Raw genomic sequence first — 13,487 nt, 5'->3', positions numbered from 1 at the left:
GAGTTACCACGCTTGAAAGCATGATGATTAGGCTGATATAGAAGGGAAAATAGCCGGCCTCTGGACCATCGCTACCCCAGCTAGCACCCAATTTCAAGCTGCCGGTCATTACAACAAGACCCACGACAATGAATGAGAGGGCAGTGATGATATCCATCGCTCTGACACTGATCACTGATTCTTGATTTGAATTATTTGTATGTTCGGACATGTGCTTCGTTCACTAATAAATGGTTAATTAATACTGCTTTGTTTTTAATAATTATTGATAATGCACTCAAAAAAATGGGACCTCCTCGCAGAGGTCCCAATTCTTTTTTCAACTCTTACTTGGCCAAGAAACCAGCTTCAGCCATCAACTGCTTGTGTAAAGCTTCATTCAAAGTCAACCAGTTATTAAACTCTTTACCGGTCATGAATGTTTGGTTAAATGCGCCATCAGCCATGAACTTCTTCCACTCTGGTGTCTCGCGTACTTTTTTCATCAAGTTGATATAAAAATCAACTTGCTCTTGAGTTACACCAGGAGCCATGAAAATACCACGCAACATCACGTAATCAGTTGGAACACCTACTTCTTTACAAGTTGGAACATCGCTCCAAGATTGTGTTGGAGTGATCTTCTCTTTGTATGGCATACGAGTGTCATCAAACACACACTGAGCACGCAACTTGCCAGCACGCCATTGAGCAACAGCTTCAATTGGGTTGTTTACTGAAGACTCAATATGGTTACCAACGAGCTGAACAGCAACGTCGCCGCCCCCTTTGAAAGGCAGATAAGTGAACTTAGCACCAGTTGCCTTCTCAAGAGCTACAGTAATAATTTGGTCTTCTTGCTTAGAGCCAGTACCACCCATTTTGAATTTACCTGGGCCAGCTGCTTTAGCGGCATCGATATATTCTTTAGCTGTTTTGTATGGCTTATCAGCATTTGTCCACAATACGAACTGGTCCAAAGCCAACATTGCTACTGGAGTAATTTCTTTCCAATTGAATGGAACGCCAGTTGCCAACGGAGTAGTGAATAAGTTAGACAAAGTGATGATGATCTTATTAGGATCTCCCTTTGCTTCTTTCATTGCTAAAAAGCCTTCTGCACCTGCACCAGCACCCTTATTCACAGGGATAATGGCCTGTTTCATCAAGTTATTTTTAGTAACAATGCCTTGGATCATACGAGCCATTTGGTCAGCACCGCCGCCAGGACCGGCAGGGATGATGAACTCAACTGGCTTGGTTGGCTCCCAAGCAGCAAAAGCAGGTGAAACACCAGCAGCACCGAGGGCTAATGCGGTGGAAATCAATGCCCCTTTTAACTTCATCTTCATGAACGCTCCTCCAAAAAATTTGTATACCAATATTACTTTGGCTTTTGTTTAGTGTGTAATGATTTTTGATCTTTATCAGTGCAGATCTCTTGATTACCATCAACATTTTTTAAATGGACACCTAGGGCTTACACCAATCAAATTAGTAGTAACCCTAGTAAATAATTTAATCGCCACCATCTAAGAAGCCTGGGATTTACTGCAACACCAGCTACTAGCGAAAACGGTCCAAGAGCTTCTTGCTGAGCTTGTCGAGCTTTGTGGAATCTTTAATCAAAAATTGCAAGCCGTTGGAGTCGGCAATCAAAAGCGTATTACCAGCAATTCGGCGAATATCTTCCTCGCCTTTCAGGCGAATTCTGGTTGGACCACGATCAGTTTCAATATCCCAAATACTCGGGGTGGCAAAAGTGGATACCCGGGTAATTTTTTCAATCACGGGCATGAACTCACGAGCAGCCAATTCTTCTTCGATCAGAGCTAACTCAGCTCCTGGGATGGCGGCAACGCCATCAAACCAACATAACTCTTTGCCAGACTGATCCATGATCGAGATTCCTGCGTCTGGTTCGGTAATCGGAAATGCTCTTACCGGATAGACTCCAGAGTGACTGGTTCCAGTAGCGTCTATGAACATTAGACGGCCAAGGGCATCACGCTCAAGCGTGTGTGGCTTTTGATAATTACTCATACCCCGCCCCCAATTTCTTTGGCAATCACTTGCAAAGGCTCTTCTTGACGTTCGTCCTCATCAATACTTTCACCAATGGCGCCGCCCTCAACCAATTCTGCGGCGTGACGCAATTGAGCTTGGTAGAGAGCGTAGTAAGCGCCCTGCGCCTCCATCAACTCGTCATGAGAACCAATTTCAACGATCTCACCTTTGTCCAGCACAACCAAGCGATCTGCTTTTCTTAAAGTGGAGAGGCGATGGGCAATTGCAATCGTCGTCCGGCCTTTCACCAGGTTATCTAAAGCCCGCTGAATTTCTTTTTCAGTTGTAGTGTCAACAGAGGAAGTGGCTTCATCCAAAATCAAAATACTTGGATTGATTAATAGTGCACGAGCAATAGAAATACGCTGACGTTCACCGCCAGAAAGAGATTGACCACGCTCGCCCACTAATGAGTCATAACCTAGCGGCAAGCGAAGAATAAATTCGTGCGCATGAGCTGCTCGCGCTGCTTCAATAATTGCTCCACGAGTGGCATCTGGTTTTCCGTAAGCAATATTTTCTGCAATCGTGCCAAAGAATAAGAATGGCTCTTGTAGAACTAAACCAATACGCATTCGATAGTCAGCAATTTTGATACTGCGAATATCGCGTCCATCCAATGTAATTGAGCCAGCACTCACGTCATAGAAACGACAAATCAAATTCACTAGAGTGCTCTTACCAGAACCACTATGCCCAACTAGGCCGATCATTTCTCCGGGAGCAATATCCAAATCGACACCTTTGGAAACAGCGCGGTTGCCGTAGCGGAAACCCACGCCCCTTAGGGCGATACGACCCTCCACTCGACCTAATGGTGCCGGGTTAATTGGCTCCGGAACACTAGAGACATGGTCCAAGATATCAAAAATACGTTTAGCGCCAGCTGCTGCTTTTTGCGTATGAGAAACAATTCGACTCATGGAATCCAGTCGAATATAAAAGCGCCCGATGTAGGCCAAGAAAGCAATCAAAACACCCACGGTGACTTTTTGATGTGCCACCTGCCAAATGCCAAAACCCCACACCACCAAGAGGCCAGTTTCAGTTAACAGTGTGACTGTTGGAGAGAACAAACCCCAGACACGATTGACGCGATCATTAATTTGCAAATTGTGTTTATTGGAATCCACAAAACGCTTGAGCTCACGATCTTCTTGAGCAAATGCTTTGACAACCCGAATACCTGGAATCGTGTCCGCCAAAATATTGGTCACTTCAGACCAAACGCGATCAATCTTTTCAAAGCCAAAGCGGAGTTTGTCACGCACCACATGAATCATCCACACAATAAATGGCAATGGCGCGAGCGTCACTAAAGCAAGCAAGGGATCTATTGAAACCAAGATCGCTGCAGTCATCGTAAGCATGATGACGTCAGTTGCAAAATCCAAGGCATATAAAGATAAAAATACACAAATACGATCTGTCTCGGCTCCAATACGCGCAATTAAATCGCCCGTTCTTTTTCCGCCGAAGTACTCCAAAGACAATTTGAGCAAGTGCTCAAAAGTAGTGTTGCGTAAATCAGCACCGATACGCTCACTCACCAATGCAAGCAGGTAGGTTTTCCACCAGCCTAAGCCCCATGCAACGATAGCCGCACCAAATAAGGCAAATAGGTATTTGCTGGCCAAATCAAAATCAATCGGATTGCCTTTTTCGTATGGAATCAACACGTGATCCATTAAGGGCATCGTCAGATAAGGTGGGATGAGCGTGGCCCCGGTTGACAGCAAAGTCAGCACGAAACCTAGCAAAAGCTGTTTTTTATATGGGCGTGCAAAACGCCATAACTTAAATAAAGTCCAAGTGGATGGAGGTGCATCCTCCTCAGGTTCACAGCTAGGGCAAGCTTCTGAATTAGCGGGCTTAGGGCTTAAACAAACTGGGCAAACCTGCTTATCGTATTCGGAAACCTCAGACTCTTGGCCTATCCGCTCACCCTTGATTAATTGCTTATAAGTGGCCTGTAAGCGTAATACCTGGGGATTAACCGCCAAAGTGAAATGCCAAAGCCTAAGTAAATGGATGTCAGATTCCAATTTCAGATGACCCACTCCTGCGTGATCTCCATGCAAAAGATGAGCCCCAGAGCTAATAGGCCAGAATTCTGAGTGGGTGCCATCAGTCCAAAATAGGCCTGATGGGATCAAGCAAAGTAGGCTTTTTTCAAAATGCATTCCACCGTCAAGATCAAGCTCAACCCATGCCAGTATGGAGTCCAGCCCGTTTATTGTGGACTGGGCGGCCTCTAAAGCACTAACCCATTGAATGGGTATGGAAGGCATAGACGGGGAAATTTCGGGCTTCATTAGTCCTAAAAGTATAGTGGAGCTAGGTTTCTAAGATTTAACGGCGCTGTCAACTTTCAGGGGTGGAAAGCCGTTAAATTATCGAAATAGTCTTTTTTATGTATTTTTACTAATTTTGTGGATTTTGAATAATTACTAGAACCTGAGAGATAGTCTGAGTCATCCCCGCCCTCGCTTCCTGAAGTGGCGCCGAGATTCCCCATTCCACATATGCCCCAATTACTAGATAAAACCATTGAAATCCTGAGCCATAGGCATCTTCGCGGCCCCAATATGTGGAGCTATAACCCTGCTCTTGAGGTTTTAATTGATATTGGCGACTTAGAGGACTATCCATCGGATTTAATTCCTGGCTTTTACGATCGTCTTAGCAAGTGCCTTCCCAGCTTGCATGAGCACCGTTGCAGCTACGGAGAGCCTGGTGGATTTTTAAAACGCGTTGAGGAAGGAACTTGGCCTGGGCATATTCTTGAACACCTCACAATTGAACTTCAAAACTTAGCCGGTATTGCAGGTGGGTTTGGTAGAGCGCGTGACGGAGGTCGCCGAGGCGTTTATAAGGTGATTGTGAGCGCTACTGAAGAGGCTGTGACATTGCAGGCCTTTAAATTTGCGCGCGATCTTCTCCTTACCTTAATTCAAGATAACGGTGATGCCGTTGCGCAAAGAGAAAAGATTATTGAAGAGCTACGTGATTTAAGTGACGACCTCTGTCTTGGACCCAGCACAGCATGCATCGTCAATGCCGCAACAGCTCGAGAAATTCCCTACATTCGATTATCTAGTGGCAATTTAGTACAGCTTGGCTACGGCTCTAAACAACGACGCATTTGGACAGCTGAAACTGATCAAACTAGCGCCATTGCAGAAACCATCTCGCGTGATAAGGACCTTACCAAAAGTCTACTCGCAAGCGCGGGGGTCCCAACCCCCGAAGGTAGAACTGTTAGCAGTCCAGATGATGCCTGGGAAGCTGCACAGGACATTGGCTTACCAGTCGTTGTGAAGCCAATTGATGGTAATCATGGTCGTGGCGTATTTATCAACCTTTATACCCAACAAGAAATTGAAGCGGCTTACGCTGTAGCAATTGAGGAAGGTAGTGAAGTTTTAGTAGAACGCCACATCATTGGCGACGAACATCGCCTGCTAGTAGTCGGCAACAAAGTAGTAGCTGCCGCTAAAGGTGAAACCGTTTGGATTACAGGCGATGGTAAACATAGCGTTCTTGAACTCATTCAGATTCAGATTAATTCAGACCCACGTCGAGGCACTACAGAAGAATGCCCACTCAATCCAGTGCGCATTGATTCAGCTGTTGAGCTCGAGCTCGCACGCCAGAAATTGGCAGGCGACAGTATCCCGAGCATCGATCAAAAGGTGCTCATTCAAAGCAATGGCAATGTAGCATTTGATGTTACAGATTTAGTTCATCCTGAAGTAGCACATCAGGTTGCCTTGGCTGCGCGCGTAGTTGGATTAGAAATTGCTGGTGTTGATCTCGTCGCCCAAGATATTAGTAAGCCACTAGAGTCACAAAATGCTGCCATCGTCGAAGTGAATGCTGGCCCCGGTTTATTAATGCACCTCAAGCCCGCGAGCGGCAAACCCCAGCCTGTAGGCGAGGAGATTGCAAACCATTTATTTCCTCCAGGCTACGATTTTAGGATTCCTATCGTTGGGATCAGCGGAAATGCTGGAAGAACAGTTGTTGCTGAAATGGTCGCCCATTTTATTAGACTAACAAATATGCATGTTGGCCTCTCTACGAATAATGGCCTGTATTTTGGCAGTCGCACCATCAAGCAAAACTCTTCTTCCCACTGGGAAAATGCACGACGCACCCTACAAAATAGAGCCATTGAAGTTGCTGTAATTGAAAATGACAATGCATCTCTTTTACTAGAGGGACTTGCCTATGACCAGTGTCAAGTTGGCATCGTTCTCAACATTGATCCGCTTAAACTCTTTCCGGAGCACAACATCACCGAAGAGGATCAACTATTTAACGTGGTTCGCACTCAAGTAGATGTCGTATTGCCGACAGGCACTAGCGTCTTAAATGCTGATGTTGCCATAATTGTAAAAATGGCTGAACTCAGCAAGGGTGAAGTGATGTATTTCTCTCAAGACCCAAACTCTTCTGTCATAACTGCCCACCAAGAAAAAGATGGTCGCTCAATCATTGTGAGCCCATCTGTGATTACCCTCAAGCAGGGTAAGTTGGATGCATTAGTTATCCCTATTCCGCCAGCCGTTCAGGGTTCATCTCTTGACTGGGCTCCAAACTTAAGCCTTGCAGCGGCCATCGGAGCTGCTTGGGCTTTAGATATTCCGTTCAACGTTATAGAAGCTGGAGTTGAAACATTCGTTTCCAACTCCAACATTGCTGCAGGTACTTAATTGGAAATCACCCGTATTCGCATGTTGCGCGGCCCAAATTTATGGAGCCGCCATACCGCCCTAGAGGCAATTGTTTCTTGCGATGAAACAGAGCGATCAATCGATTCAATCCCCCAATTCGAAAATAAGATTCGTGAGCGCTTTCCTCAATTAGGAAGCATGCGTCGCGGTGGACATAATGAAATCCTCTCTCTTGCACATGCGCTAGAACATGCTGCCTTAGGTCTTCAGTCACAAGCGGGATGTCCAGTCACCTTCAGTCGCACAGTACAAACTGTCGATGTTGGCGTCTATCAAATTGTGGTGGAGTACACCGAAGAAGTTGTTGGGCGCATGGCTTTTGATTTTGCATTTGGATTAATCCAGGCAACCCTCAATGATGTGCCATTTGATTTAGCTGCGGCCCTCTCAGAATTAGAGGCCTTGTATGAAGATGTTCGTTTAGGACCAAGCACCGGATCTATCGTTGATGCTGCCGTGCAAAGAAATATCCCCTATCGCCGCATGACCGAGGGTAGCATGGTGCAGTTTGGTTGGGGTAGCAAGCAAAAACGTATTCAGGCTGCCGAGACCAGCGACACGAGCGCTATTGCAGAAGCAATTGCCCAAGACAAAGAGCTCACTAAAAATCTCTTAGCTGCTGCAGGAGTATCAGTCCCAATTGGCGAGGTAGTTACCTCCGCTGATGATGCATGGCGCGCTGCGCAAAAAATTGGCGGTCCAATTGTTCTGAAGCCAAAAGATGGCAATCAGGGAAAAGGTGTTGTTGCCAACATTCAAACGGAAGCGGAAGTTCGCGCAGGCTTTGAAGTTACCCAAGCGTTTGGTCGAGAAACCATTGTGGAGCGCTATCTTCCAGGCGCCGACTATCGCTTGCTGGTGGTTGGCAATCGCTTATCTGCAGCCGCACGTCGTGAGCCAGCTCAGGTGGTTGGCGATGGCAAGCACAGCGTCGCCGACCTGGTAGAGCTAGAAAACAAAAATCCATTACGTGGTGATGGCCATGCAACGGCATTGACGAAGATTCGGTTTGACGATATTGCTCTTGCACACTTAGCGGGCAACAAGCTCACCCCCCAGTACGTTCCAAAAACTGGTGAACGGGTTCTCTTGCGTAACAACGCCAATCTGAGTACAGGCGGTACGGCTACTGATGTCACTGATGATGTCCATCCTGATGTTGCTGCCAGTGCAATTGCTGCAGCACAAATGATTGGACTGGATATTGCTGGCGTCGATATCCTCTGTGAAGCTATTTATAAGCCTTTAGAACCGCAGGGTGGCGGCATTGTGGAAGTCAATGCTGCACCAGGCCTTCGAATGCATCTCAAGCCCTCCTATGGCAAGAGCCGCCCCGTGGGTGAAGATATTGTCAACATGATGTACCCCTTAGGTGAAGATGGTCGCATTCCAGTTATAGCTGTTACAGGAACCAATGGCAAAACCACCACTGTTCGCCTCATCTCTCATTTGCTCAATGAGACTAGCTTAAGGGTGGGCATGACTACAACCGATGGTGTTTATATCAACCATCGCCTTATTGATTCTGGCGATTGCAGTGGACCTAAGAGTGCCCGCAATGTCCTTATGCACCCTGATGTCGATGCCGCTGTATTGGAAACAGCTCGCGGCGGATTGCTTCGTGAAGGTCTTGGCTTTGATCGCTGTGAAGTTGCCGTTGTTACCAATATTGGCGAAGGTGACCACTTAGGCCTCAATTACATTACTAGCGTAGAGGATCTGGCGATTCTGAAACGCGTCATTGTGATGAACGTAGCACCAACAGGTGCTGCAGTTTTGAATGCAGCCGATCCAATAGTCGTAAAAATGGGTGATGTTTGTACAGGTCGAGTAATTTTCTTTGCACAAAATCAACACCATCCCGTAATTGCAGCTCATCGCGCTAAGAATAAAAAAGTAATTTATTTTGATGGCGCTGACATCGTCTGCTCTAAAGGAGAGCGCATCCTCTTCCGTTTCCCTGTGAGCGAAATTCCATTGACTCAAAATGGTGTTTTAGGCTTCCAAGTGGAAAATGCTATGGCCGCCATTGGTGCGGCCTGGGCCCTAGGCTTAGATGCCGCCAATATTGAACGCGGACTTCACTCTTTTGAAAGCACTGCCAATGCAGTGCCAGGACGCTTCAATCAATTTCAACATCAAGGCGCTACGGTAATTGCTGACTATGGTCACAATCCAGATGCCATGCGTGCTTTAGCAAGCGCGATTGAGTGCATGAAGCCCAAGAAGAGCCATGTAGTCATTAGCGGCGCTGGCGATCGTCGTGATGAAGATATTCGTGATTTGACCCGTATTCTTGGCAATAGCTTTGACAATGTCATTCTCTATCAAGACCAGTGCCAACGTGGCCGCGAAGATGGAGAGGTTCTCAAGCTTCTTCAAGAAGGCTTGGTAGGGACTAAGAAAGCTAAACAGGTTAAAGAAATTACCGGCGAATTTCTCGCGATTGATACCGCACTCAATGATTTGTCTGCTGGCGATATTTGCCTCATCCTAATTGACCAAGTAGAAGAATCTCTGGCCTACCTTAAAGAGAAGGTGCGACCTTAACTCCTTATCCCAGCTCTGAGTAAATTTGATAAAGTAATAAAAAAGCCCAATCAGTGATTGGGCTTTTTATTTAGTCTTACTGCCGCTAATTGCAGAAAATGGATTAAGCCAGAGAATGGTAATGCTGTAGACGCTCGATCTCTTCTTTGGATCCCAGCATGACGGAGACACGTTCATGGAGTTCAGTTGGAACCATGTCCATAATCAATTTATCACCATTAGTCGATGCACCACCAGCCTGCTCCACCAAGAAACTCATGGGGTTTGCCTCATACATCAGGCGCAGCTTGCCCGGTTTATGTGGCTCACGCTGATCCCATGGATACATAAAGATACCGCCGCGGGATAAGACCCGATGAACATCGGCAACCATGGATGCAATCCAACGCATATTGAAATCTTTATCGCGTTCACCACTCACGCCGGCTAAGCACTCATCTACATAGCGACGCACGGGCTCGGCCCAGTGACGCATATTCGACATATTGATGGCGAACTCTTTGGTTGAATGAGAAATCTCAACCGCATGCTTAATCAAAACAAATTCGTCGGTCACTTTATTTAAAGTGAACATGACAACGCCATCACCCAAAGTTAATGCCATAGTGGTTTGTGGGCCATAGACAACATAACCTGCAGCCACCTGGTGACGACCAGATAACAAGAAATCCTCGGTCTGCAATGGCGCTGCAGGAACTTGTTTCTTGAGTACAGAAAAAATAGTGCCGATAGATACGTTCACATCGATGTTGGATGAGCCATCCAATGGGTCGAATAGCAACAAGTAATCACCGGTGCCCTGGACTGGAAGCGGCAACTCCATCTCTTCAGATGCTAGTCCAGCTAGCGACTTACATCCCTGTACGCCATCAATTAATAAATCGTTGGCAATGACGTCTAGCTTTTGCTGGACCTCACCTTGGACATTGCCTGTACCAGCAGAACCCAATAAGCCAATCAAGGCTCCTTGCGCCACTTCGTGACTCAAGGTAGAGCAGGTATCAGCAACCGCAAACAAAAGCTCCTGTAGGCCCGCAGGGATATCTGCGCCCTTCACCTTGGCTGATGATAGGTATTGCTTGAAATTGGTATTAAAAGTATTTGAAGCGCTCAAAAGGAGTTTCTCCGGAATGGGTTTATTTCTGTATTGGCTCTATTTTGCCTTGTTCTGAACCAATCAATTCGCCAAAGCCTTAGAAACCACCTCTTTCACATCTGCAGAGAGGGTTTCGCAGGCATCCACCTGCTTAAGGGCCGCCAGCATGTGATCTTGGTAAGGTTTTGCAAAGTGACGCCAGCGATCTAGGCCTCTGGCCAAGCGAGCAGCAACTTGAGGATTAATTGAATCTAAAGCAAGAACCGATTCTGCCCAAAATGCATAACCACTTCCATCCACCTGATGAAAGCTGGCGGGGTTATTCATACAAAACGCATGAATGACGCTACGAACCCGATTGGGGTTATTCATTTTGAAAGCTTCGTGCTCACGCAAGCGTTTGACTTCATTCAAGGTGGATTCAGCATTAGCTACTGGCGGCCTGCTGGATTGCAATGCAAACCACTTATCTATCACCAAAGCATCATCAGCAAAACGTGTATAGAAATCATCTAAACAAGTTGCTGCTGATTTCGATCCATGAATCACTAAACCGGCCAAGGCGGCGTATCGGTCAGTCATATTGTCAGCATTCTGATATTGATTGACCGCCATTGGTGCCCAGATCAGCGGATCCGCTTCGAGCAACATGCTGAGTGCGAGATTCTTTAAGGAACGCTTACCAGCGCTGACCGCATCAGAATTAAATGGTCCCGGTGTTTGCATCTGCTGATATTGGGCAGCCCACTCGATACGCAGCTCACTTGCAATAGCGTGGCGGAAAGCGCGGCGGGCAGTATAAATTTGCTGGGGGTCCACACTAACGCACTGCTCATACAAGTAGGTCTCCGCAGGCAAGGTCAGCGCCAAATCTTTAAATGCAGGATCCAGATCCGGATCAGTCAAGAGAGTGCGATAAGCTTCAAGCAATGCCTTATCAGGTAGGCGACTGCCCAGAATCATTTGCATTGCAAGCTTCTGACCCGCCTCCCAGCGATTAAAGGCATCATCATCGCTCGAGAACATGGTGAGCAAATCAGCCTCACTTTGATCAAATTCTAAATGAATTGGAGCTGAGAAATTACGATTAATCGATAGCACTGGATGACTAGATAACTGATCAAAAGTCCAGGTTTGCTGAGTCTGAGTCAGCTCCAACAAAGTCTCCACCTGATCGTCCGCAGGTGTTAGCAAACGCATCTTCAGTGGAATATGAAAAGGCTTGCTATCTTTCTGAGCCACATTTGTCGAAGGCCTTTGCGTCAAGGTAATTTGATATTCCTTTTTATCCGCGTCATAGGACTCTTCCACCTTAACTTTTGGGGTACCTGCTTGGCTATACCAATTTTTAAATTGGTATAGATCGCGGTCATTAGCATCAGCCATCGCTGCCAAGAAATCATCGCAAGTCACCGCTTGACTATCATGGCGTTTAAAGTAAAGATCCATGCCTTTACGGAAACCCTCAACACCCAATAGCGTTTGATACATGCGCACAACTTCAGCGCCCTTCTCGTACACCGTCACGGTGTAAAAATTATTGATTTCTTGGTACTCGTCTGGACGAATTGGATGCGCCATTGGGCCCGCATCTTCGGGGAACTGCAGTTGGCGTAATAAACGCACATCTTCAATGCGCTTAACTGCCCTACCTGACTCGCTACCCATTTGATCTGCAGAAAACTCTTGATCCCGGAATACAGTCAAGCCCTCTTTAAGAGAAAGCTGAAACCAATCCCTACAGGTAACCCGATTACCGGTCCAGTTATGGAAGTACTCGTGAGCCACGACGCTCTCGATATTGGCGAAGTCAGCATCTGTTGCCGTCTCTGGCTGTGCGAGTACAAATTTGGTATTGAAAACATTGAGCCCCTTGTTTTCCATTGCGCCCATATTGAAATCACTGACCGCCACAATCATGAAGCGCTCGAGATCCAATTCAAGTCCGTAGCGTTTTTCATCCCAATGAATTGATGCAATTAAAGAATCCATTGCATGACGGGTCTTTTTCAAGTCGTGAGGTTCAACCCAAATCTGTAATAACTTTTTTGCACCACTACTAGTGGTGATGGTTTCTTCAATGCATTCCAATTTGCCGGCAACCAAGGCAAACAAGTAAGACGGTTTTGGAAACGGATCTTCCCAGACGGCGCTATGCCAACCATTCGGCAATTTTTCAGTGCTAATCAGGTTGCCGTTTGATAATAAGACTGGACACTCCGCCTCACGAGCGCGCAGGGTCACACGATAACGCGCCATGACATCTGGTCTATCGAGGAAGTAGGTAATCCTTCTAAATCCTTCAGCTTCACACTGGGTAAAGAAATTGCCATTGGAGACATACAAGCCCATGAGCGAGGTATTTTTCTCGGGCACGCAAACACAGATGATTTCAACGATGAATGTCTGCTTACCCTCATCAGGCAATGCATGAATAGTCAGGGATTCTGGTGTGAGCTCAAATTGGCGATGGGCTTCGCCATTGATGCGCAAACTCACAAACTCGAGTTCGTGACCCTGCAATACTAAAGGCGAACCCGCCTCATGACTAGCACCAGGCAGAACCTCAAGGCGACTCTTTACAATCGTCCTAGCGGGATCTAAAGCAATGTCTAGCTCAACCTGTGAAAAGGTGTAATTGGGAGCGCGGTATTCGAGCCTGCGAAAGCTCTGTGGCAGATCAGTTTTCATAGGGCAATTTTAAGCCCCATAGAAAATTCGACCTAACCCCAAATAAGGGTAGCTACACCAATAGCAATAAAGGTTACTGCGGCTACAGCATGTACCCACTTAATGGGCATGCGTTTGGTGAATTTCTGACCAATCCAAACAGCCGGGGCATTAGCCAATATCATCCCCAAAGTGGTGCCAACTGTCACAGAAAAGACATCGGAATATTTCGCGCCCAAGGCGATCGTGGCGATCTGGGTCTTATCCCCCATCTCAGCCAGAAAAAAGAGTCCAACCGTCAGCATAAATACCTGGAAGGCTCTATCAGCCACTTTTGAACCTGATGCATCATCAATATGGTCAGGCACCAGGAGCCAAAGTCCAAT

At 46.6% G+C, this 13,487-nt stretch carries 8 protein-coding genes; 2 read left to right on the top strand and 6 right to left on the bottom strand.

The window, feature by feature from the left end; genetic code table 11:
* Positions 1 to 326: 326 nt before the first annotated feature.
* The 3 genes from B7Y67_RS05975 to B7Y67_RS05965 form a co-directional block, all read right to left on the bottom strand.
* Positions 327 to 1,325: a tripartite tricarboxylate transporter substrate binding protein gene (locus B7Y67_RS05975; protein ID WP_293597847.1), complete on the bottom strand. Its 999-nt coding sequence runs from the start codon at positions 1,323 to 1,325 to the stop codon at positions 327 to 329.
* A gap of 220 nt (positions 1,326 to 1,545) precedes the next feature.
* Positions 1,546 to 2,022, bottom strand: a complete 477-nt coding sequence (locus B7Y67_RS05970) for a DUF1854 domain-containing protein (protein WP_293597845.1) — start codon at positions 2,020 to 2,022, stop codon at positions 1,546 to 1,548.
* Positions 2,019 to 4,337, bottom strand: a complete 2,319-nt coding sequence (locus B7Y67_RS05965) for an ABC transporter ATP-binding protein (protein WP_293597846.1) — start codon at positions 4,335 to 4,337, stop codon at positions 2,019 to 2,021. Before B7Y67_RS05965 ends, B7Y67_RS05970 begins: the two co-directional genes overlap by 4 nt.
* Before the next feature lie 234 nt (positions 4,338 to 4,571).
* Between B7Y67_RS05965 and cphA (B7Y67_RS05960) the strand changes: the two genes are divergently transcribed.
* Both cphA (B7Y67_RS05960) and cphA (B7Y67_RS05955) read left to right on the top strand, forming a co-directional pair.
* Positions 4,572 to 6,764, top strand: coding sequence for a cyanophycin synthetase (gene cphA, locus B7Y67_RS05960; protein WP_293597844.1), 2,193 nt, complete (start codon positions 4,572 to 4,574; stop codon positions 6,762 to 6,764).
* The gene (cphA, locus tag B7Y67_RS05955) at positions 6,765 to 9,335 is read left to right on the top strand and encodes a cyanophycin synthetase (protein ID WP_293597843.1); all 2,571 of its coding nucleotides are present in this window, start codon (positions 6,765 to 6,767) and stop codon (positions 9,333 to 9,335) included.
* 103 nt (positions 9,336 to 9,438) lie between these two features.
* Here the strand turns inward: cphA (B7Y67_RS05955) and B7Y67_RS05950 are convergent, their stop codons facing one another.
* From B7Y67_RS05950 to B7Y67_RS05940, 3 genes are all read right to left on the bottom strand, one after another.
* The gene (locus B7Y67_RS05950) at positions 9,439 to 10,449 is read right to left on the bottom strand and encodes a class 1 fructose-bisphosphatase (protein ID WP_293597842.1); all 1,011 of its coding nucleotides are present in this window, start codon (positions 10,447 to 10,449) and stop codon (positions 9,439 to 9,441) included.
* Positions 10,450 to 10,512: 63 nt separating this feature from the next.
* Entirely contained in the window at positions 10,513 to 13,122 is a 2,610-nt protein-coding gene (gene pepN / locus B7Y67_RS05945; protein ID WP_293597841.1) for an aminopeptidase N, read from the bottom strand.
* 32 nt (positions 13,123 to 13,154) lie between these two features.
* On the bottom strand, positions 13,155 to 13,487 hold a 333-nt coding region (locus tag B7Y67_RS05940; RefSeq protein WP_293597840.1), incomplete at its 5' end, for a TMEM165/GDT1 family protein.

This window comes from Polynucleobacter sp. 35-46-11 (assembly GCF_002281105.1).
Note: the sequence above shows the minus strand (reverse complement) of the source record. Positions and strands in the feature narration are given on the sequence as shown.

What these genes read in the sequence shown, in the direction of transcription:
- B7Y67_RS05975 (WP_293597847.1), bottom strand. Translation starts at nt 1,325, where the DNA reads ATGAAGTTAAAAGGGGCATTGATTTCCACCGCATTAGCCCTCGGTGCT.
- B7Y67_RS05970 (WP_293597845.1), bottom strand. Translation starts at nt 2,022, where the DNA reads ATGAGTAATTATCAAAAGCCACACACGCTTGAGCGTGATGCCCTTGGC.
- B7Y67_RS05965 (WP_293597846.1), bottom strand. Translation starts at nt 4,337, where the DNA reads ATGCCTTCCATACCCATTCAATGGGTTAGTGCTTTAGAGGCCGCCCAG.
- cphA (WP_293597844.1), top strand. Translation starts at nt 4,572, where the DNA reads ATGCCCCAATTACTAGATAAAACCATTGAAATCCTGAGCCATAGGCAT.
- pepN (WP_293597841.1), bottom strand. Translation starts at nt 13,122, where the DNA reads ATGAAAACTGATCTGCCACAGAGCTTTCGCAGGCTCGAATACCGCGCT.